Source organism: Bradyrhizobium sp. SEMIA (assembly GCF_014844175.1).
Taxonomy (GTDB): Bacteria; Pseudomonadota; Alphaproteobacteria; order Rhizobiales; family Xanthobacteraceae; genus Bradyrhizobium; species Bradyrhizobium arachidis.
Map to the genome: position 1 here is coordinate 9,282,897 of NZ_CP046601.1, position 18,588 is coordinate 9,301,484.

Sequence of the window (18,588 nt, forward strand, 5' to 3'; positions counted from 1 at the left end):
GTCCGCTCGACCTGATCCGAAGCCAACGTAGAGCGCTCTCGCGCTGAGTAAGCCGAGTTGGCCGGACCCTGGAGACTGAGGGGCACACCGTCATCGTCCATTTGCATGACAGTGGCGCGGCCGCGATGCTTTGAAGCAGACCACAACGAGAAAACGCTTTACACATGTTAATGCCGATGCAACCAGCTAGGGAAAACCTGGCAATACTCGTTTTGGTTGGTGTCAATTGAGCTTTGCGCTGGGCAAGCAGTCAGTCCTTAAAGCGGGAGTTTCTGGCATGTCATCGGCCGAGCTTCTTCACTTCGGAAATCGTGAAGCAAAGAGCGCGGCGTAGCGGAGCTTGTTGAAACACTACGCTTCCGTCCCGCAAAAAGCGGCCCCAACTCCGGGGGGTGAGTTGGGGCCGATGCACTACGCCGGACCAGCCGATGGGGATCAGGCTGGCCCAAGGCTTAACGGCCACAGGGCTCGGGGGTTCTAGCGATATGGCATTCGATGTATGGGGTGGCGCGACCGCTCCCGTCCTGCCCACTGCGGCCGCCAATGCTAATTAGCCCGCGTCACAGACAGGTTCCACCCTAAGGCATTCGGCATATGGGCTTAGCCGCGGAGAACCTCAAAATTCAGCGATTGATTCGCGAAGAGACTTAGCTGGCTACCCCGGCCAAATCTCTGATGCTGGTGGCATGGAGGCGCATGTATGTCTTTCGACCCGATGGCCGCTGCCGTCGATTGGCTCGATGCCTACCGTGCGGGCGATATCGATGCGATACTCGAAATGTACGCCGACGACGCCGTGGTGTACTGCGATTGTGACGAAGTAGCTATCACCGGCAGAGAAGGCCTTCGAGCCTACTGGGCTGCTCGTCTTCGGAATCGCCCCGCCACCGAGCTGCACGATCTTCAGCCCTCGCACGGTGGGATATTGATCTCGTACATCAGCGAGGCAACTGTAGTGAACGCGGTTTTGTCGTTTAGCGCTGCCGGAAAAATCAAGTCCCTGAGCTGCGGTCCGTCACAGCACCCAGCTCCGACCGGAGTGCGTTGCGGCTCGGGGACGCGCCCGTCGAACTAGACGCGTCCTAAGTCGCAGACGAGTCTGCAGAGGGTCAAAAATGCGAAGAACTCAGGTTGAGTAAATCTGGTCCGTTCTGCCGCGATAAGCGGACGCTTGGGATCAACAGCTGGCCTCGCCGCCCTAGCTCGTCGTGCTGTCGAAACTGTCAAGGACGCGGCCGAACGCAGGGTGCTTACGGTTCTTCACCTTGATCCAGTGGTCGCAGCGGCCCGCGCGATAGGCGCGGTTGCCATGCTTGGACACCAAGCCTTCCAGGCCATGCAGGCAGGCGTGCCGGAACAGGTCGGGGCCGATCTCGCCCTGCTCGAACAGTGCGGCGAAAATGCCCTCGGGGCGGCCTCGCAGCAGCCGGCTTGCGCAATTTCAGCGGCAGGCGGCGGTAGTCGTTGCCGTCGCCCGCGAGGATGTCGAAGGCGTAGAGCTGGACCTCGTCGTCGTGCTTGCGCGAATGCAGCGCGTCCCAATCGGGGATGCCGGTCATGGTCAGCACCACGGCTTCGCCGTCGATCACGAAATGCTTCTGCCGGTTCTTCAGCGCCGCCTCGATGATCAAAGGATAGCGCTTGGTCCAGTCGTGGCCGTTCCTGGTGAGCAGGCGCACGCGGTCATTCTGCCGCACCACCATCAGGCGGTAACCGTCGTATTTGACTTCGTGAATCCAGTCGGGGCCGTCTGGGACAGAATTGGCGGCCGTCGGTAAGCAAAACTCAAACGCTTTACGCATCGTCAAAAAGGGGTCTCGGTAGCTCAGAGCGACTATTGTTTCGTTGGCTTGCGAAGAAATGGGCGCATGATGTCGGTGGTCGTAAAGCTGGTCTCAAACCCGTTTGGCAGCGATGGCATCTCGTCGGGGCCGATCTTGTTGCACACGGGGCAGGGCGCACCCGCGCCACCGCAGTCGCAGGCGTTCGGTCCTTCCCACGGGCGCTCGGGGTGGTTCTCGCAAACCCAGTGCGTGCCGTCGCAGCGGGCGCAAGTCATGCCGGGCCTCCCTTCAATGCTGTGTCGGCTCTTCCTCGACCTGCTGCCCGCGCAATTCGAGTACCTCGCTGAGCCCGCGCATGTCGAGCAACTCGCCGCAGATCGTGCAGCGGATGAAGTGATCGCTCTCGCGTTGCGGCCGCCAGTTGCCGTGCGGTTTGCCTTCACGAGGCATAGCTCGCCATCCGCAGTGGGAGCGCCAGCTGGATGCCGATGGCGCGGCCGAGCTGGCTCTCAACAAAGTTCCTCAAGGCGTCGGAGATCTCGTGGCCTTCGGCGGCAACGCGGCGCTCGAGTTCGCGCGCGACATCTTCGGAGGCGTCTCGCGACCACCCCTCGACCGGATTGAACGCGACGACGCGAAGGACCTGATCGTATTGGCCGGTGAGCATGTCGCCGATCAGTGTGGCGTAGGTGACGCCTTCGTCCGTCTCGCGAAACGCTGCGCCGTCCCGGAACTCCTCCAGGACCACGTAGAAATCTTTGTCGAGGCGATCGTTCGGAATAATGGAAGGCGAGGCCATACGCGAAACTCCAGTGACCTGGGATCAGAGATAGGGCACAAACAGACAAATGCGAATCAATTGATCTGCTGCCGCGCTACTGTTTCGCCAGCGCCGGCGAACCCGCGCCTTTACCAAGCCACCTCGTTGGCCCGGCCCGGAATTGCATTTTTGGCTTGCCTGTTTCATGCATGGAAATGCAATCCCGGAATGAGCACAACCTAATTTGCATCCCAACCAGGAAACAGGAGGCAATGGTGAGTGAAAGAGGGCCGAGGGCAGGCAGATTTCTTGTCCGAATGGGAGCCGCCGGCTGGATGGTTTACGATCGGGAGCGCAGAGGTCCAGCGCTGATCGGCACCGACTGGGCAGCCAATTTAACGAGAGAGCAGGCAGAAGGAGCATGCCGCACTCTCTCCGGTTCTTCAGGAGAGGCTGAGAGCCGATCGACCTGACCAGCGGGCAGCGAGCACGTTGGGTGCGGTCCAGCTGGAAGCCGTAGAGGCGCCGGCAGATTTTATTCCCCTGCTTTAATGCCCTCTTGCTCCAAGGCGGAGAGACAGCCCCGGCGCGCAGAGGCTTGGGGGGTATGGCCGGGGCCGCTCCGCCTGGCTCAGCGGCAAGCCCGGCAGAAAACAAGCGTGAGCATTAGCCAACGTTCCTGCCCTGCTCCCTGGGCGGTTAGCCGTCCCGCGTGGCCTTGCGGTTCCGGGGGGAACCGCTGAACTTCGGATGTGTTACACAGCATTCGGTCTTCCCTTCGACAATTCCGTCTGGGGAAGCTTGCTCATGGTTCGTCTCAGCATGGGAGGGAGACGATGCTGCAACAGAGGATGACCGTCTATCGACCTGAGAATTTGGAGGCCGGCATCGCTCACCTTTGGACCAGATACCACGACGTAGTGGAAAGATCGGTCAAGCTATTGAGCCAGCCGCCGCCCGATACCTTCTTGGGGCGGAAGCATCACGACCCCATTCCGCTGCCTTACCAGACGGAAGAATAGGCCGCCCTGGGCGATTGTAATTAGGTCCGATTCCGCTTTCGTGCGAAGATGGAACCCATGGACCTTCCCATGGTGCGCCAGCACTTAGCGGAAGCCGAGCAGCACGTTGCACTCGGTGAGCGCCATATTGCCCGGCAGGTCGAAATCATTGGTGAACTAGCGCTGGCCGGTCACGATACGAGCCTGGCGGTGGATTTGCTGGATAGCTATTGCCAGCTACAGGTCTGCCACGTAGCGCATCGGGACCGCATCCTGAAAGAGTTGGAGGCTGTTGGGCGCGCCCGCCGTTGAGAGATGGGTGTTATTCATCAACTAATTCGAGATGCCGCGATTGAGCCGGAAATGGTCAGCCGCATCACGGCAGCTTACGGGCAAGCGCTCCATACTCTTTGCGTCAAGGATCGCGATGATCCCCTGGCCGAAATGATCGCGAAGAAGATCATCAAGATCGCCCAAAGCGGCGTCCATGAACCGGCCAAGATATCGGCTCTCGCGATCAAAGAACTCGATGTGCGGTAATTCGCAAGCGGGCCCCATTAACGGTGCCCACCTAGCTGGCCATCCCGGTGTTTTAGGTCCGGTGGTTCCGCAGCGTCCAAATTGGAACGAAGCCAACACGCGTTAATTGACTGGCCCAAAGACTGGCGGGATCAAATGGCGCGCTACTACTTCGATCTGGTCGACCAAGAGGGCCTTGTCGTTGACGAGGAAGGCTTGGAGTTCACGGACATGGAGGGTGTAGAGCGGGAAGCCACGCGAGCCATGGCCGACGCGGCCCGAGAAAGCTTGCACCGTCCTATCAAACCCGGCGAGGCCGCCATTGAGGTCCGCGACGATACAGGACCGGTCATGCGGGTGCGCTTCACGATCGAGGTAGAACGCTTGCGGAGGCAGTGAGCCTCGACCTTCCTTCTTGAACCTCCTGTCCGTATTTGACCCCAGGTGTCCTAAGTTAACTTTGTGAGTGTCCAAATTCGCTTTAAGCTGGCTTATGGACCGCCCAATGCAGCAGCGCCATTTGGAACAGGCCGAGCGGCATATCGCCCAAGGCAAGCGGCACATTGACGAGCAGGAAGAGCGCATCGCGGCCCTTGCCCGGATCGGGGCAGACACGACAGAGGCCCGCAAGCTACTCAACAACTTCTACGCAACTCAAGCTCAGCACATCGAGCACCGGGCCCGCATCCTCAGAGAGCTAGAAAAGTAAGGCCACCTCAGTTGGTCTTCTTGGGCTCGAAACGTACTATCCGCTGCGCCCCTTCACGGGATTAGCTTCAGCTAGCGGCTCAGCAAGTGCTCGGGCGTTTTCCTCAGTCGAACAGACCATTTCAACCAAGTGGATAATCTGCCCATCAGATATGAGGACCAGAGCCCGATAGGTCTTCATCGGACTCCATTACCATCCCGCAAGAATAGGGCGGCCTCAGTAGGGCGGCCCCTCTAACCGCGCATATCTCCAAAGGTATACAGACGCCGTTGCCGAATCGTCCTAGACCGTAAGAAGCCTTGACGGCCCCCCATTACCGTCGAGGCCTCCAGCGGCTCCGGATATTTGTGCTGGGGCCGTTTTTTTTGCGAGCCACTTACTGTCGTGGGTGTGGATAGGTGCGGCCCGCCAAGATCCTGAAGCCCCGAAAGGAGCCAAAGCCGGCGCGGCGGATAATTGAACAGTATGAGCTGCTGCCGAGTTGCGCGAGATCGTCCAGAAGCTACGCCTAAGATGAACCTAGGCTGCTTTGGAACAAGTGTTCACTTTGGTACTTAAGCCATCTCCACATGCGAAAGCTGATAGTGACGGGAAGCAAGTTGGATAGGCTGGGTAAGCTGGCGCTCGCCACAATGGTAACGAGCCTCGGCACCCTCATTGCAAGCATCGCTATGCTCATGATTCGGTAAGGCCGCCTCAGTTGGTGGCTCGCTATCGCTATCGCTTCAAATGGAGTCCTGGCCCGTCTTGAGTCGCACGTAAGTTCCGCTTTCGTGCAGCTCCAGCCAGCCCGTTTCTATGGCGAACTTGAGGGCGACGCCGAACTCGGGCCCGCTAGCCTTTAGCGTGTAGAGAAACGGCGCATTGATCTTTTCAATATGGATGCGGCCGTCCTGGACGGCCTCGATGCCCTTGGCGATCTCTATCAGCTTGCGCGCGGCGGTTTCGGGGTTGGTAAAGGCACGTTCATCGATCATTTTCAAGTTCAGCGCTCCTCTCCGCACTGATCGAGCAGCACAAGTCGGCCGGCAGAACCTATTCAGAGTCGTCTGCTGAGCCAACAAGGATTTCATACGCTCGCTCGGCCTGCTCCCGCGTCAAACTCGCTGCCCAGTCGCTGCCGATCAGTGCCGGACCCCGGCGCTCCCGATCGTAAACCATCCAACCCACGCCCCCCATGCGAATGAGAAATCTGTTCGCTGGCCGCGCGCTTTCACTCACCATCGCCTCTCAATCACCTGCGGAGGCGGCGAGTACGCCGCTCATGTCCCGGCTGCATTTGCCTATGTGAATCAGATCGGGAAAAATAGGCAACGGACTGTGCGAAAGCGAACAAACAGCCGTTCAGCGTGTGCGTAGGCTCGCCTTTGCTAGGTGCAACCGACACCAAGCGCAGCGGCCCCGACCCACACCCCCGAAATACCCCGCCGGGCCGGGGCCGTCTCGCTGACTCAGTAGCCGCTGCTGCATTGGCCCATGATCGCGCGCCGCGGATCACCTCGCTCGAAGTCCGGCCGAACGTCGGCGCCGCGTGATCCGCAGGCTCGGCAGACGAACCGCGGTTCGAGGTCGGACAGCCGCATTTCGTCCGGCCAGCGTTCCGCATCCAGCGCAACGTGGTGGCCGCAGGGGCAATACACCAGCACGCCGCGCAAGCCCATCTCGCGCATCTGGCCGAACGTGATCTTGCGCGGCCGGCCGTCGGCGTGGGTTGGGGTGTGGCGTCGTATAGGGCGAGGCATGCGACAAGACCTTGGCGGTCGGCTCATTGATTCCGCGCCCTCGCGTCGGAGACAAGCCGCTAGGTCTTGCGGCGCGATCGAGGGCATACGCCTCAGCTCGGTCAAGCGAGACTTAGGAAGCGACTTCAGGCTCCGGCCGATCTTCCAGCCCGCGATGAACGACGCCGTCGTCGCAAAAAGGCGGCCCCAACTCGCTGGTGGGCTAAGTTGAGGCCGTCGTATCCGCCAGCCCAAGCTCACCATGCATCCGGCGCCGGTCGCTGGTGATATGGCAAATGGCAAACGAAATAATTTGGAACGACTCCCGCGCAACGAGCTGCCCCTGTGCCCTCAGGCACAGGGCCTTTTTGCTTTTCAGTCACTCTTCTGCCCCATGGCGCAGATCGCGACGATGCTGCCCTCGGCGTCGCGCCAAGCATGCAGCCAAGGCCAAGGCCCAGCCACAACATGGGACAGCTCCTCGGCATCGTCAGCTCGGCCCCAGCAGCCGCCGGAATGCCTCCAGTCCCTCGGGGCTCTGCGCCCACTCCTCGCTCTCGGCCGCTGTCGCGTCGAAGTCTCCGTCCATCACCCGACCACGCAGCGCCAGGATGGCGGCACGGCGCACGCCGTCTCCACTGGCGGCCTCGCGCAGATGCTGCATCAGCGTCACCTCGGGCAGATCGAGCGGCGACAGGAAGTCGTGGTAGTAGCCAGTGGCGGCCTTGTTGGCCATGTCGTCGAGGCCGACCTCGCGCAGGGCGGCGGCCAGCTTGTCCTTGGTGTGCTCAGTCATGCGGCTGCCTCGTGATTGCGGCCCCGTGCTGCAGCCCCTCCAGATATGCCGGCGCGATCACCTTCCAGAGCGCAAGCGGCCTTGGTCCGTTCATGTTTCGCTCGATGCTTGGGCCGCACAGCGACCACGCCTTCGCCCATTGCTCCTCCGTGAGCCGCATCTCCGAAAACTGCGCGAGCGGCACGAGCGGGATCGAGGGACACAGCGGCACGAAGTGCGCCCTTGGCCGTCGTCCCATGTTTTGCATCCTTCGCTGCTGCGGCCTCCCGCGCCAGCTTCTGCGCGGTCTTCCAGTGAAGCTTCTTCTTCGGCGGCTCGCTCGGCTCGCTCGTCTTCGGCGGCTTCAGCCTGACCTGTCCTCTGAACAGCTCGATCTCGCCGTGGGTCTTCAGATATTGCAGTTTCAGCCTGATCTGCGCGGCGGCGAGGCCGGTGTCGCGCGGCAGGGTGTCGATGTTGACCCAGCGGTCATGCGAGAGGTACTCGACCAGCTTGACGCTGCGTGAGGAGGTGGGGGCCGGTTTGACCTGCGCAGGTTTCGGCACGTAGGCCGCGATGTTGTCGCGCACGTTGCCGACCATCTTGACGAGGCGCACGACCAGCTCGGTGAGGTCGGCCATTTCGCCGCGCATCGCGGCCACCTGATCGGGAATCGGCAGCACGTCGGGCTGCGGCAGCGACATCGCTTTCTCGGCCTGCAGCTGCGCCGGCTTCTTCGGCTTGTCCTGCGACATCTTCAGCGAGACGTTGTCGGCCCGCAGCAGCCGGCGCACGTCGGCGCGGGTGTTCATGCGCGAGCGCCAGTCGCTGGTGGTCTTGGCGACGATGATCTTGCGAACCTCCTTTTCGGGCACCACCTGCCACGCGATCTCGATATGGCCCCCATTGGTGTCGCGCAGATGCGGCTTGATGCCGTGCGCCTTCAGCTCGTTGATCGCGATCTCGGTCAGCTCATTGGAATAGGCCATGGTTGTTAGCTCCTTCTTCAGTGGCTGTACTTGCGGTGCCCTTGTCGTCGTTCGAAATCAAAGCGAACAGCTCGTTGATCGGCCCCTCGTCGCCTTCATGCGAACACTCTGCTCACTTCACCAGCTCCACGATGCCGTTGAGCAGCTTGAGCACCAGCGGGCGCAGCAGCGCGGGAATTTGCATGAACACCTGCGCCATCTTGTAGACCTCGGCGTCGATGATCGCCGCGCTCTGGGTCTCGTGCCAGCCCAGCAGCTGGTGCGGCGTGGTGCCGAGCGCCTTGCTGAACTGCACGATGCGCGAGCCGGCCATGCGGTTGGTGCCCTTTTCGTATTTCTGTATCTGCTGGAAGGAGAGGTCGAACATGCTGCCGAGCTGCTCCTGGCTCATGTTCTTCGCGACGCGCGCCAGCCGCAGGCGGGTGCCGTATTCGCGCTCGTGATCAACAACGATTTTCGTCGGCCCCTTCGCGGCCCGCTTCCTCTTCGGCATTCCTTCCCGGTCTCCTGTCGTGATTACGTGCGCAACATTTGCATTTGCGCAATCTCGCTGCTTGCTTTTCAACTCCGGCGAGGTCGGAAAACTCATCCTAGATTCCGACAAGAGTCAATGATGCGTACTTAGTGCGAACATCTTTTGTTTGTCGCAATATGGCTGAAGTTTGGCCACTCGCGTAGCCTATAAAGTGCAGCGATTGGCGCGCGCAAATTGTGCGTGACACCGCCCATGCAAAAACGTCGCAGTACCTTACATAAAATATAGTTTGCAAGTTTTGCCCGATGCGCTTGAAGGAGGCGTCTATCGCATGGCGAACTCACTGCGCAATGCGACCGAGGTTCGTACAACCGTCGCCAAATTGGTGATTTCACCAGATTGGTGAAAAGAGGATCATGAAGAAAGACAACCTGCGGTTTGCTGCCTTCGGGGTGGCTGTCAATCGCATGCTCATCGAGGTGTGCGGCCTCGCGTGGATGCGGCGGTACGAGGAAATGACGCCGAACAATTTCGGCGCCGCGCTGGAGCTGATGATGGTGTCGATGCTGGTGTCGGTCGCGACCGCCGACGGCACGCCGTTGATTACCAGCGAGATCGCGCGCCAGCTCAAGATGCCCCGCAGCAACGTCGTGCGGCATCTGGAGCGGCTCGCGGAGCAGGGCGTGATCCGGCTGGAGCGGCGCCGCTATGTCTCGAATTTCGACGGGCTCGACGAGCTGATGCAGTCGCGCGCCTTCGTCGATGAGGTCACGGGCGTGGTGGCGCGATGCCTCGCCGAATTGACGCGGCTGCGTCCGCTGCTCAACGACCAGATGAAGCCGTAACGAATAGCCCCGCCGGGCGGCGGGGCTATTGCACGTCAGGCAGCTTTGGGGAGCCGCTTTGTCGTTGGTGGCAGGGTCTTGGTGCCGGCCTTTGGCAGCCCGAGTATCTCGCGCAGGGCGGCGTCGAGATCGTCGAGCGCCTTGACGCGCACGTCAACCGGGCGTGCGATGATCTGCACCGGCACGAGATAGCGCTCGCGGGTGACGGGTGCGGCCTCCTTGTCGGCGGTCTTGTGTGTCATCACCTTGCCAATCGTCTTGTCGTCATAGCCAAGCTGCTCAAGGATGCAGGCGGCGGTGCGACGCAGATCGTGCGGCGTGACATTGACGAGGCCGAGATACTCGCAGATGCCTTCGCCCTGATGGCCCTTGTGCGTGGTCCGGCGCGCCATGAGGCGGCCCAGCCCCTGCTGGGTCATGTGCTCGCCCTCGCGCTCGTCCTTGCCGGGGAAGGCCCAGCGGCGGTTCGGATCGCCTATCGTGAACACCTCACCCAAGATTTCCCGCGCCAGAGCGTTGAGCGGCTGCACGACCGGGCGCGCCTTCTTTGACCGGCGGCTCTTCACGATGCGGAGCGGGAGGGTGACGCTTTCCGCCGTGACGTAGCCGCGCTCGATCTTCACGCACTCGCCCGTGCGCAGAAGGGTGACCAGTGACAGCTTCAGCGCCAGCCGGGCGAGGCGGCTCCCGGGGCAGACCTTGCGGTCGAGGCCGAACCAGAACGTGCGCAGCTCGTCGGCGGTGAGCACGCGCCCGTCCTCGATGTCCGCCTTCTCGACGGCGATGTCGTCCTCCAGCATCTTGGTGCAGGGGTTGGCGGTGACGTACTCGCGGTCATCGTGCATGGCCCAGACGAAGAAGGTGCCCAGCTGGCCGCGCACGTTGTTGGCCTGCGCCGGTTTGCCTTCGGCGACGATGGCCTTGTACAGCTCGTTGATGTCACTGCTGGTGATCTCGCACACCGGTCGCTTGCCCCACCATTCCAGGGGGCGGGTGAAGGCGTACCGGATATTCTTGTCGAACGTCTCCTTGCGGGGCACCCGGCCCCAGCGCCGGTCCACCAGCTCGGTGCAGTAGTCGGCGTACTCGTCGAACGCCTGCTGGAACCGAGACCCCCGCGGCGCGCGCGTCCCCTGGCGGGGCCGCGAAACGGGGAATGTCCGCTATCTCTTGCCTGCTGCCATCTACGTGATGAGAGCGCCAGACTGCTTGGACAGCCCTGTTTACGAACCTGATGAAGAGCATGCGACGGCCAAAGTGCTGAACGCGAAGGAACGCATGGACCCCGCCTGGTGAATGCTGATCGCGAGCGCGATGTGGTGACGTGTGTGCGTTGTCGATGCAGGGAGTCTGCAATGGCTGAAGTGCGAAGAGTCGAAGAAAAGCGTAGGAATGAGTTGACTTTGAACGCCCGATTAGGAAGGCGAGATAAAAGGGGCTCGCCGGTCGAACCGCAAGCCATTGGCATGGCTTGGGTTCTGGCGTGCCGGTCGGTCGCGGCGCGTGCCGCGCCTTGCATTTTCACGAAGGTAATCAAAGGCGTTTTCGGCACCGTGTGCGCTTCGGATCGTTGGGAGGCTCTGCCATGAGCGTGGGCGACAGTGATCTGCGTATTCGGCCCGGGCGCATTCGCAGCACCCGTGCGCCGAAGCCGAAGAGCTTTATCAACCAGGTGCTACGTGCCGCGAAGAAGGCCGGGCACACCTCTAGTCAGTCTGCGGTTGGCACGCGTTCCACTGCTTATGGGCGCTCGACGTTTGGCCGCGGCCGGCTTGCGTTCAGCCGCAGCCGGTTGTTCAGCCCGAAGCGGCGCGTCGTGGTGAAGGCACGTGTTGTCCGGCACAAAGGACGAGCATTCCGCTCAGCGCCGCTGACGGCCCATCTCTCGTATCTGAAACGCGAGGGCGTGGCGCAGAGCGGCGAGCGGGCAGAGATGTTCGATGCCGGCAGCGACCGCGCCGATAGCGCGGCTTTCGCGGAACGCTGCAAGGACGACCGTCATCATTTCAGGTTCATCGTCTCGCCCGAGGACGCCGGCGAGATGACAGACCTGAAGGCCTTCACCCGCGACCTCGCCAGACAGATGGAGACCGATCTCGGCACGCGGCTCGATTGGGTGGCTGTCGATCACTGGAATACCGATAATCCTCACGTCCATTTTCTCGTTCGGGGCGTAGATGGGCAGGGGGCGGATCTCGTGATCTCCCGCGACTACATCAGCCAGGGTCTGCGCTCGCGCGCCGAGGAACTGGTTGCCATCGAACTAGGCCCAAAGCCGGAGCACGAGATCCGCAATGCGCTGGAGAAGGAAGTCACGGCGGACCGATGGACGCGGCTCGATCGGGAAATCCGGCTGGCGGCCGATGAGACCGGCTCTATCGATCTTCGCCCAGAGAATCCCGGCAAGTCCGATCCCGAGATCCGGCGCCTGATGGTCGGCCGCCTTCAGCACCTGGAGAAGATGGGCCTTGCCGCATCCGAGCTACCTGGGGAATGGATGGTTGGGCTCGAAGCCGAGCGCAGCTTGCGCGATCTCGGCATGCGCGGCGACATCATCAAGACCATGCACCGCGCCTTTACCGAGCGTGGGGAAGCGCGCGGCGTTGCCGACTTCGTCATTGAAGGCGGGCAGCCGACGTCCCAAATTATCGGACGGCTGGTCGACCGTGGATTGAATGACGAACTGACCGGTGAGGCCTATGCCGTGATCGATGGAACAGACGGACGCGCGCACCACGTCCGTTTCCGTGGGATCGACGCTTTCGAACAGGCGCCACCGGCCGGCGGCATCGTCGAAGTCCGACGCTTCGGTCAAGCCAGCGATCCACGGCCGACCGTGGTGCTGGCGATCCGCTCCGATCTCGATCTTGCCGAGCAGGTCACCGCGAAGGGTGCGACCTGGCTCGACCACAGGCTGGTCGAACGCGACTCTATGCCGCTTGCCATGGGTGGATTCGGCCGCGAGACACGTGACGCCATGGAAGCCCGTACCGAGTATCTGATCGAGGAGGGCCTGGCGCGGCGGCAGGGCCAACGCATCATCTTCCAGCGCGACCTCCTGAACACGCTGCGCCGGCGCGAACTGGACGAGGTGGCCACAAAGGTCTCGACGGACACCGGCTTGCCTTATGTGAAGCCTGACTCCGGGAAGCATGTGGCGGGCACGTATCGCCAGCGGCTGACGCTCACGTCGGGACGCTTCGCCATGATCGACAACGGGCTTGGCTTCCAGCTCGTCCCTTGGTCGCGCGAGCTCGAAAAGAAGCTCGGTCAACACGTCACCGGCGTCGTGAAGGACGGCGGTGGCATCGAATGGGGCTTTGGTCGCAAGCGCGACCTGGGTCTCTAGCAATTTCTCAAGTTCAGTTACGGAAGGGGGTTTGCGATGTCCGGAGCCAAAATCCTCTGGGGACAGGTGATCGTCGTCGGCCTGATTGTTTTGCTGGCCATCTGGGGCGCAACCGAGTGGACGGCTTGGCGGCTCGCTTGGCAACCGGAGCTTGGCCGACCCTGGTTCGAACTGGCGGGCTTCAAGGTTTACTATCCGCCGATCTTCTTCTGGTGGTGGTTCGTCTTTGATGCCTACGCACCTCAGGTCTTTGTCGAGGGGGCTTTCATCGCGGCGTCCGGGACCTTCGTTTCGATCGCGGTGGCCATCGGCATGTCGGTGTGGCGGGCACGCGAAGCCAAGAATGTCGAGACCTACGGGTCGGCGCGCTGGGCCGGTCTCGAGGAAGTGAGAGCGGCCGGACTTCTTGGTCCGGATGGTGTGGTGCTCGGCAAACTCGACCGCGACTACCTCCGCCATGACGGACCGGAGCACGTGCTGTGTTTTGCACCAACTCGGTCCGGCAAAGGCGTCGGTCTTGTCGTTCCCTCTCTGCTGGCCTGGCCCGGCTCGGCCATCGTTCACGACATCAAGGGCGAGAACTGGCAATTGACTGCAGGCTTTCGCTCGCGACATGGCCGTGTACTTTTGTTCGACCCCACTGACCCAAGGTCATCAGCTTACAATCCGCTCCTCGAAGTCCGGCGCGGCGAATGGGAGGTTCGCGACGTCCAGAACGTGGCCGACGTCCTGGTCGACCCCGAAGGCTCGCTCGACAAGCGGAACCATTGGGAGAAGACCAGTCATTCCCTCCTGGTCGGCGCCATCCTCCATGTCCTCTATGCCGAGGCGGACAAGACCCTGGCCGGTGTCGCCGCCTTCCTGTCCGACCCGAAGCGACCGATCGAGGCGACGCTGAAGGCGATGATGACCACCGCGCATCTTGATGGGCAGGGGGCTCATCCCGTGGTCGCCTCGACCGCGCGCGAGCTCCTCAACAAATCCGAGAATGAAAGGTCCGGCGTCCTGTCCACGGCGATGTCGTTCCTCGGGCTCTACCGCGATCCCGTGGTAGCCCAGGTGACCCGGCGCTGCGACTGGCGGATTGCCGATCTGATCGCAGATAGCCGCCCGACGACCCTATACCTCGTGGTACCACCGTCGGATATTTCTCGGACCAAGCCGTTGATCCGCCTGGTGCTGAATCAGATTGGCCGGCGCCTGACCGAGGACTTGCACGCCCGCGACCGCCGGCATCGAATCCTGATGATGCTTGACGAGTTCCCAGCATTGGGGCGGCTCGATTTTTTCGAGTCCGCGCTCGCCTTCATGGCTGGGTACGGCATCAAGAGTTTCTTGATCGCGCAGTCGCTCAATCAGATCGAGAAGGCCTACGGGCCCAACAACGCCATTCTCGACAACTGCCACGTCCGCGTCTCCTTCGCGACCAACGACGAACGAACCGCCAAGCGGGTCTCCGATGCGCTCGGTACGGCGACCGAGATGCGTGCGATGAAAAATTACGCGGGACATCGGTTGAACCCGTGGCTGGGACACCTGATGGTCTCGCGGCAGGAGACGGCGAGGCCACTGCTGACCCCGGGCGAGATCATGCAGCTTCCGCCGATGGACCAGATCGTCATGGTGGCCGGCACGCCGCCGATCCGGGCGAAGAAGGTCCGCTACTACGAGGATCGGCGGTTCAACGAGCGGGTTCTGCCGCCGCCCGATCCGGCGAGCGCCGGCCGATCGTCGCGAACGGACGGATGGTCAGCGCTGGGGCAGCTGAAGCCGACATCAGGTTCAGCCGACAAAGGTTCCGACGCCGAGGAAGACGCGGTGAATAGCGGACTGCGTCGTGAGCCCGAACTCCCCGATCACGTCGCGATCGCCAAGGAGACGACCGAACCGACACCGGCAGAGGAGTTTGCCGCCGTTCTTGATGACGACGAGGACGCGGTCCGTCAGTCCCGGCTCATACGCCAACAGATGCGCGGTGTCGCCCGCCAAGTAGTCCTAGACCCGAATGACGGTATGGAGCTCTGAGGCAAGATGCGCGACCGGATGAACGTCTATTTCCCGCCAGAGCTTCTGAAAAAGATCTCTGAACTTGCCGATCGCAAGAAGCTTTCCCGGTCTGCGATCGTGGAAGCCGCCGTCGCTTCGTTTCTATCGCCGGATGGCGCTGACAGGCGGGAGGCAGCGTTCGCCCGGCGCCTCGATCGGCTGTCGCGTCAGATGCAAAGGCTGGAGCGCGACGTGGGTTTGACGGCCGAAAGCTTGGCGCTCTTCATTCGGTTCTGGCTGACGATCACGCCGCCGCTACCCAATGACGCGCAGGCGGCCGCGCAGGCAAAGGGCCGGGAGCGGTTTGAAGGATTTGTCGAGGCACTCGGGCGCCGCTTGCAAAAGGGGCAAAGCTTTCTCCGCGAGATTCCAGAAGATATCCGCCGTCAGGAACCGGCCGAAGAAACCTGATTGAACCATGTAGAAGGACCATTGCGCCGGTCCTTCTTTTTCTACGCCAGCCCACGACCGCAGCGATTTAGCCGAACTGACAAAAGCTGGACGCGCTATCGGCTCGAGCGAGCTGAGAGCAAAGGAGCCAGCATGCAAATCTCAACAACATGGCGTCGCATCGCGTGCGTTTTTCTCCCTTTTGCAGCTGGGTACTATCTTTCATATCTGTTTCGAACGATCAACGCTTTGATCGCCAGTCATCTCATCTCGGATGCTGGGCTTGGGGCTGCCGACCTCGGGTTGCTTACGTCAGTGTATTTCCTGGTGTTCGCGGCGGCTCAGATCCCGGTCGGCATTTTGTTGGACCGCTTTGGTCCGCGTCGCGTTCAGAGCGTTTTGCTTTTGCTCGCAGCAGTCGGCGCCGGGCTGTTCGCGGTATCGACCGGCTTCCTATCCCTTTTGATTGCGCGCTCAATGATCGGGCTTGGTGTCGCGGCGGCGCTCACGGCAGGACTAAAGTCCATCATCCTTTGGTTCCCCAGGGAACGCGTTGCCTTGCTGAACGGCTACATGGTCATGCTCGGCTCGCTAGGAGCGGTGACCGCTACGACTCCCGTCGAACACCTGCTCGCCTGGATGGGCTGGCGGCAGCTCTTTGAGATCCTGGCGGCCGCCACCGGTGCGACGGCCATTCTCATCTATCTCGTGGTGCCTGAACGAAGCGTGGCCCCATCAACAACGGTCACCACCCTGAGCTCCGTCTTCAGGGATCGGCGCTTCTGGCGAATCGCCCCGTTGTCGGCGACGTGCGTTGGATCGTCCTGGTCCCTGCAAGGATTGTGGGCGTCGCCGTGGCTGACAGACGTCGAGGGGGTCGATCGCGCAAGTCTCGTCAGACAGCTCTTCATAATGTCGATCGTCTTGAGCGGCGGTGCCTGGCTGTTCGGTATGACCGTCCATTACATCAAACGAAGAGGAATCGGGGCGGAGACGGTATTGGCGATGGTTGCGGTGCTGTTTATCGCAGCCGAGTTAGCCTTGATCCTGCGAGCGCCTCTGCCGTCCATTGTGCCCTGGTCCGTTGTCGCAATTGTCGGAACGGCAACCGTCATCAGCTTCGCCGTGATAGCGGACTACTTCCCGCCGGAGCTTGCCGGTCGTGCCAATGGCGCCTTGAACGTCTTGCATTTTGGTTGGGCATTTCTGGCACAATACGCGACGGGCCTGATCCTGGAGCAATGGCCTGCCAACGATGGTCATAGCTCCGTCCGAGCCTATCAAGTCGCATTCGGTCTGAACGTAGCACTGCAGATCGCGGCGTTGGTCTGGTTTGCGCTGCCTTGGCGCCGATCCATCGCTTCGTGGATGAGTTCAATCCTCTTCTTCAATCCGGCTGATGTTTCCTACGCTGTCGAGTCAGTTGGGCTGTATGAAGATCCGGTCATCTTCCTGCCCGCGGATGATGATGCCGAGTGGTGAGCAGTAACTCGCAGCGAACCGATACGATTGAGTAGGCCTCAGAGATAAGTTCTCAGTCTTTCTTTTTATACGCCAGTCTACGATCGCTGAAAGCAATTGTTGCACCAAGTCCGTTGGTGCCTTTTTTAATCATCCCCATCTGAGGGCGGTCTGTGGACGCTCTCATTCGGTGGGGGCGAACGGTGGCAGTCCATTCCATTCAATCGGAAGCGAGTTCGCGCGGTGCGCGGATGCTGCGCAGCGCGCTTGGCTCTGCGATTGCCAGCTACCTCGAAGACGAAGCGATCATCGAGGTGATGCTCAACCCGGATGGGCGGCTGTGGATCGACCGGTTGTCGAATGGCCTGATCGACACAGGCGAAACTCTGTCGGCTGCGGATGGCGAGCGCATAGTTCGCCTGGTCGCGCATCACGTAGGCGCCGAGGTGCATGCCGGCTCGCCACGGGTCTCGGCCGAATTGCCCGGGACCGGCGAGCGCTTCGAAGGTCTGTTGCCTCCGGTCGTTGCGGCCCCGGCCTTTGCTATCCGCAAGCCGGCTGTCGCCGTGTTTACGCTCGACGATTACGTCGCCAGGGGGATCATGACCTCGGAGCAGGCCAAGATCCTGCAGGATGCGGTCGCCGCACGGAAGAACATTCTGGTCGCCGGTGGGACATCGACCGGCAAGACAACATTAACGAATGCGCTCCTGGCTGAGGTGGCAAAGAGTTCCGATCGGGTCGTGCTGATCGAAGATACGCGTGAGCTTCAGTGCAAAGCGCCCAATCTAGTGGCTTTGCGGACCAAAGATGGTGTGGCCACGCTATCGGATCTCGTTCGCTCCTCGCTGCGACTGCGTCCTGACCGCATTCCGGTCGGCGAAGTTCGTGGTGCCGAAGCACTCGATCTGCTCAAGGCATGGGGCACAGGCCATCCCGGCGGCATCGGCACCATTCATGCGGGTAGCGCGCTCGGCGCGCTGCGGCGGCTCGAGCAACTCATCCAGGAAGCCGTCATCACGGTTCCCCGCGCCCTGATCGCCGAGACCATCAACCTCGTCGCTGTCCTTGCGGGTCGCGGCGCTGACCGTCGTCTCGCTGAGCTCGCCATCGTCAGCGGGCTCGGGGCCGCCGGTGATTACAACCTTTCATCAGCAGGATACTGACATGCGTCAGCAATTTCGCTTTCTTCGAGGTGCATCGTTGGCCGCCTTCGGCGCGGTGCTTTTGTCGTCGGCACCGGCGTGGGCGGCTGGCTCGAACATGCCGTGGGAGCAGCCACTCAATCAGATATTGCAGTCGGTTGAAGGTCCGGTCGCCAAGATCATCGCCGTCATCATCATCGTCGTGACGGGGCTCACGCTTGCGTTCGGGGACTCGTCAGGTGGTTTCCGCAGACTGATCCAGATCGTGTTCGGTCTGTCGATCGCATTTGCCGCCTCGAGCTTCTTCCTGTCGTTCTTCTCCTTCGGCGGCGGCGTGGTGATCTGATGGATGGTCAAGTCACAGGCTTTGTCGTTCCCGTTCACCGCGCGCTCACTGAGCCAATCCTGATGGGCGGCGCGCCGCGGTCGGTCGCGATCGTCAATGGCACGCTTGCGGCAGCCCTTGGGCTCGGATTGCGGCTTTGGATCGCGGGCCTTGTCCTCTGGTTCATTGGCCACATGGCCGCGGTCTGGGCCGCCAAACGCGATCCCGCCTTTGTCGATGTGGTGCGTCGACATCTGCGCATTCCCGAACATCTCAACACCTGAGTTCTCGGTC

General features: G+C 61.6%; 22 protein-coding genes. 13 read left to right on the plus strand and 9 right to left on the minus strand.

The features are described 5' to 3' along the window. The first annotated feature begins 700 nt into the window (after positions 1-700). Positions 701-1,075, plus strand: a complete 375-nt coding sequence (locus tag FOM02_RS44530; protein ID WP_265441183.1) for a nuclear transport factor 2 family protein — start codon at positions 701-703, stop codon at positions 1,073-1,075. 175 nt (positions 1,076-1,250) lie between these two features. Here FOM02_RS44530 and FOM02_RS44535 read toward each other — a convergent pair whose 3' ends face one another. From FOM02_RS44535 to FOM02_RS44545, 3 genes are all read right to left on the minus strand, one after another. Further along, a complete protein-coding gene (locus FOM02_RS44535) occupies positions 1,251-1,802 on the minus strand; it encodes an RNA ligase family protein (RefSeq protein WP_322597003.1) in 552 nt (183 codons plus the stop codon). Between the two features lie 270 nt (positions 1,803-2,072). Next, positions 2,073-2,234, minus strand: coding sequence for a hypothetical protein (locus FOM02_RS44540; RefSeq protein ID WP_265441184.1), 162 nt, complete (start codon positions 2,232-2,234; stop codon positions 2,073-2,075). Further along, positions 2,224-2,583: a hypothetical protein gene (locus FOM02_RS44545; RefSeq protein ID WP_265441185.1), complete on the minus strand. Its 360-nt coding sequence runs from the start codon at positions 2,581-2,583 to the stop codon at positions 2,224-2,226. Before FOM02_RS44545 ends, FOM02_RS44540 begins: the two co-directional genes overlap by 11 nt. 1,040 nt (positions 2,584-3,623) lie before the next feature. Between FOM02_RS44545 and FOM02_RS44550 the strand changes: the two genes are divergently transcribed. From FOM02_RS44550 to FOM02_RS44565, 4 genes are all read left to right on the plus strand, one after another. Beyond that, positions 3,624-3,857, plus strand: coding sequence for a hypothetical protein (locus tag FOM02_RS44550; protein ID WP_265441186.1), 234 nt, complete (start codon positions 3,624-3,626; stop codon positions 3,855-3,857). A gap of 3 nt (positions 3,858-3,860) precedes the next feature. Then, positions 3,861-4,085: a hypothetical protein gene (locus FOM02_RS44555; RefSeq protein ID WP_265441187.1), complete on the plus strand. Its 225-nt coding sequence runs from the start codon at positions 3,861-3,863 to the stop codon at positions 4,083-4,085. 135 nt (positions 4,086-4,220) lie between these two features. Beyond that, a complete protein-coding gene (locus FOM02_RS44560; protein ID WP_265441188.1) occupies positions 4,221-4,463 on the plus strand; it encodes a DUF6894 family protein in 243 nt (80 codons plus the stop codon). 106 nt (positions 4,464-4,569) lie between these two features. After that, on the plus strand, positions 4,570-4,773 hold the full coding sequence (locus tag FOM02_RS44565; protein WP_265441189.1) for a hypothetical protein: 204 nt from the start codon (positions 4,570-4,572) through the stop codon (positions 4,771-4,773). Between the two features lie 725 nt (positions 4,774-5,498). On the opposite strand, the gene FOM02_RS44570 is transcribed toward FOM02_RS44565, so the two are convergent. From FOM02_RS44570 to FOM02_RS44590, 5 genes are all read right to left on the minus strand, one after another. Then, positions 5,499-5,756 carry a hypothetical protein gene (locus FOM02_RS44570; protein ID WP_265441190.1) on the minus strand — a complete coding sequence of 86 codons (258 nt, stop codon included), beginning with the start codon at positions 5,754-5,756 and terminating at the stop codon, positions 5,499-5,501. A gap of 468 nt (positions 5,757-6,224) precedes the next feature. Next, on the minus strand, positions 6,225-6,515 hold the full coding sequence (locus tag FOM02_RS44575) for a hypothetical protein (RefSeq protein WP_265441191.1): 291 nt from the start codon (positions 6,513-6,515) through the stop codon (positions 6,225-6,227). Between the two features lie 469 nt (positions 6,516-6,984). Beyond that, the gene (locus FOM02_RS44580) at positions 6,985-7,290 is read right to left on the minus strand and encodes a hypothetical protein (RefSeq protein WP_265441192.1); all 306 of its coding nucleotides are present in this window, start codon (positions 7,288-7,290) and stop codon (positions 6,985-6,987) included. After that, the gene (locus FOM02_RS44585; RefSeq protein WP_265441193.1) at positions 7,287-8,258 is read right to left on the minus strand and encodes a hypothetical protein; all 972 of its coding nucleotides are present in this window, start codon (positions 8,256-8,258) and stop codon (positions 7,287-7,289) included. Before FOM02_RS44585 ends, FOM02_RS44580 begins: the two co-directional genes overlap by 4 nt. A gap of 112 nt (positions 8,259-8,370) precedes the next feature. After that, positions 8,371-8,751: a helix-turn-helix domain-containing protein gene (locus FOM02_RS44590; RefSeq protein ID WP_265441194.1), complete on the minus strand. Its 381-nt coding sequence runs from the start codon at positions 8,749-8,751 to the stop codon at positions 8,371-8,373. A gap of 398 nt (positions 8,752-9,149) precedes the next feature. On the opposite strand from FOM02_RS44590, the gene FOM02_RS44595 reads away from it, so the two are divergent. Further along, positions 9,150-9,578 carry a winged helix-turn-helix domain-containing protein gene (locus FOM02_RS44595; RefSeq protein ID WP_265441195.1) on the plus strand — a complete coding sequence of 143 codons (429 nt, stop codon included), beginning with the start codon at positions 9,150-9,152 and terminating at the stop codon, positions 9,576-9,578. Between the two features lie 35 nt (positions 9,579-9,613). On the opposite strand, the gene FOM02_RS44600 is transcribed toward FOM02_RS44595, so the two are convergent. Further along, complete coding sequence (locus tag FOM02_RS44600) at positions 9,614-10,639, minus strand: tyrosine-type recombinase/integrase (RefSeq protein WP_265441196.1); 1,026 nt, start codon at positions 10,637-10,639, stop codon at positions 9,614-9,616. Between the two features lie 524 nt (positions 10,640-11,163). Here FOM02_RS44600 and FOM02_RS44605 point away from each other — a divergent pair. The 7 genes from FOM02_RS44605 (at position 11,164) to FOM02_RS44635 (ending at position 18,578) form a co-directional block, all read left to right on the plus strand. Further along, positions 11,164-12,927: a relaxase/mobilization nuclease domain-containing protein gene (locus FOM02_RS44605; protein WP_265441197.1), complete on the plus strand. Its 1,764-nt coding sequence runs from the start codon at positions 11,164-11,166 to the stop codon at positions 12,925-12,927. A 36-nt stretch (positions 12,928-12,963) separates the two neighbouring features. After that, entirely contained in the window at positions 12,964-14,952 is a 1,989-nt protein-coding gene (locus FOM02_RS44610) for a conjugal transfer protein TraG (RefSeq protein ID WP_265441198.1), read from the plus strand. A gap of 6 nt (positions 14,953-14,958) precedes the next feature. Continuing rightward, positions 14,959-15,384, plus strand: coding sequence for a CopG family transcriptional regulator (locus FOM02_RS44615; RefSeq protein ID WP_265441199.1), 426 nt, complete (start codon positions 14,959-14,961; stop codon positions 15,382-15,384). A 132-nt stretch (positions 15,385-15,516) separates the two neighbouring features. After that, on the plus strand, positions 15,517-16,845 hold the full coding sequence (locus FOM02_RS44620; protein ID WP_265441200.1) for an MFS transporter: 1,329 nt from the start codon (positions 15,517-15,519) through the stop codon (positions 16,843-16,845). Positions 16,846-17,075: 230 nt separating this feature from the next. Then, positions 17,076-17,990 carry a P-type conjugative transfer ATPase TrbB gene (trbB, locus tag FOM02_RS44625; protein ID WP_265442271.1) on the plus strand — a complete coding sequence of 305 codons (915 nt, stop codon included), beginning with the start codon at positions 17,076-17,078 and terminating at the stop codon, positions 17,988-17,990. Between the two features lies 1 nt (position 17,991). Beyond that, positions 17,992-18,315, plus strand: coding sequence for a TrbC/VirB2 family protein (locus FOM02_RS44630; RefSeq protein WP_179734534.1), 324 nt, complete (start codon positions 17,992-17,994; stop codon positions 18,313-18,315). Beyond that, on the plus strand, positions 18,315-18,578 hold the full coding sequence (locus tag FOM02_RS44635; RefSeq protein ID WP_265441201.1) for a VirB3 family type IV secretion system protein: 264 nt from the start codon (positions 18,315-18,317) through the stop codon (positions 18,576-18,578). Before FOM02_RS44630 ends, FOM02_RS44635 begins: the two co-directional genes overlap by 1 nt. Positions 18,579-18,588 lie beyond the last annotated feature (10 nt).

What these genes read in the sequence shown, in the direction of transcription:
- trbB (WP_265442271.1), top strand. Translation starts at nt 17,076, where the DNA reads ATGCTGCGCAGCGCGCTTGGCTCTGCGATTGCCAGCTACCTCGAAGAC.
- FOM02_RS44575 (WP_265441191.1), bottom strand. Translation starts at nt 6,515, where the DNA reads ATGCCTCGCCCTATACGACGCCACACCCCAACCCACGCCGACGGCCGG.
- FOM02_RS44535 (WP_322597003.1), bottom strand. Translation starts at nt 1,802, where the DNA reads ATGCGTAAAGCGTTTGAGTTTTGCTTACCGACGGCCGCCAATTCTGTC.
- FOM02_RS44620 (WP_265441200.1), top strand. Translation starts at nt 15,517, where the DNA reads ATGCAAATCTCAACAACATGGCGTCGCATCGCGTGCGTTTTTCTCCCT.
- FOM02_RS44630 (WP_179734534.1), top strand. Translation starts at nt 17,992, where the DNA reads ATGCGTCAGCAATTTCGCTTTCTTCGAGGTGCATCGTTGGCCGCCTTC.
- FOM02_RS44635 (WP_265441201.1), top strand. Translation starts at nt 18,315, where the DNA reads ATGGATGGTCAAGTCACAGGCTTTGTCGTTCCCGTTCACCGCGCGCTC.
- FOM02_RS44615 (WP_265441199.1), top strand. Translation starts at nt 14,959, where the DNA reads ATGCGCGACCGGATGAACGTCTATTTCCCGCCAGAGCTTCTGAAAAAG.
- FOM02_RS44590 (WP_265441194.1), bottom strand. Translation starts at nt 8,751, where the DNA reads ATGCCGAAGAGGAAGCGGGCCGCGAAGGGGCCGACGAAAATCGTTGTT.
- FOM02_RS44555 (WP_265441187.1), top strand. Translation starts at nt 3,861, where the DNA reads ATGGGTGTTATTCATCAACTAATTCGAGATGCCGCGATTGAGCCGGAA.
- FOM02_RS44580 (WP_265441192.1), bottom strand. Translation starts at nt 7,290, where the DNA reads ATGACTGAGCACACCAAGGACAAGCTGGCCGCCGCCCTGCGCGAGGTC.
- FOM02_RS44550 (WP_265441186.1), top strand. Translation starts at nt 3,624, where the DNA reads ATGGACCTTCCCATGGTGCGCCAGCACTTAGCGGAAGCCGAGCAGCAC.
- FOM02_RS44585 (WP_265441193.1), bottom strand. Translation starts at nt 8,258, where the DNA reads ATGGCCTATTCCAATGAGCTGACCGAGATCGCGATCAACGAGCTGAAG.
- FOM02_RS44540 (WP_265441184.1), bottom strand. Translation starts at nt 2,234, where the DNA reads ATGCCTCGTGAAGGCAAACCGCACGGCAACTGGCGGCCGCAACGCGAG.
- FOM02_RS44610 (WP_265441198.1), top strand. Translation starts at nt 12,964, where the DNA reads ATGTCCGGAGCCAAAATCCTCTGGGGACAGGTGATCGTCGTCGGCCTG.
- FOM02_RS44565 (WP_265441189.1), top strand. Translation starts at nt 4,570, where the DNA reads ATGCAGCAGCGCCATTTGGAACAGGCCGAGCGGCATATCGCCCAAGGC.
- FOM02_RS44560 (WP_265441188.1), top strand. Translation starts at nt 4,221, where the DNA reads ATGGCGCGCTACTACTTCGATCTGGTCGACCAAGAGGGCCTTGTCGTT.
- FOM02_RS44545 (WP_265441185.1), bottom strand. Translation starts at nt 2,583, where the DNA reads ATGGCCTCGCCTTCCATTATTCCGAACGATCGCCTCGACAAAGATTTC.
- FOM02_RS44605 (WP_265441197.1), top strand. Translation starts at nt 11,164, where the DNA reads ATGAGCGTGGGCGACAGTGATCTGCGTATTCGGCCCGGGCGCATTCGC.
- FOM02_RS44595 (WP_265441195.1), top strand. Translation starts at nt 9,150, where the DNA reads ATGAAGAAAGACAACCTGCGGTTTGCTGCCTTCGGGGTGGCTGTCAAT.
- FOM02_RS44530 (WP_265441183.1), top strand. Translation starts at nt 701, where the DNA reads ATGTCTTTCGACCCGATGGCCGCTGCCGTCGATTGGCTCGATGCCTAC.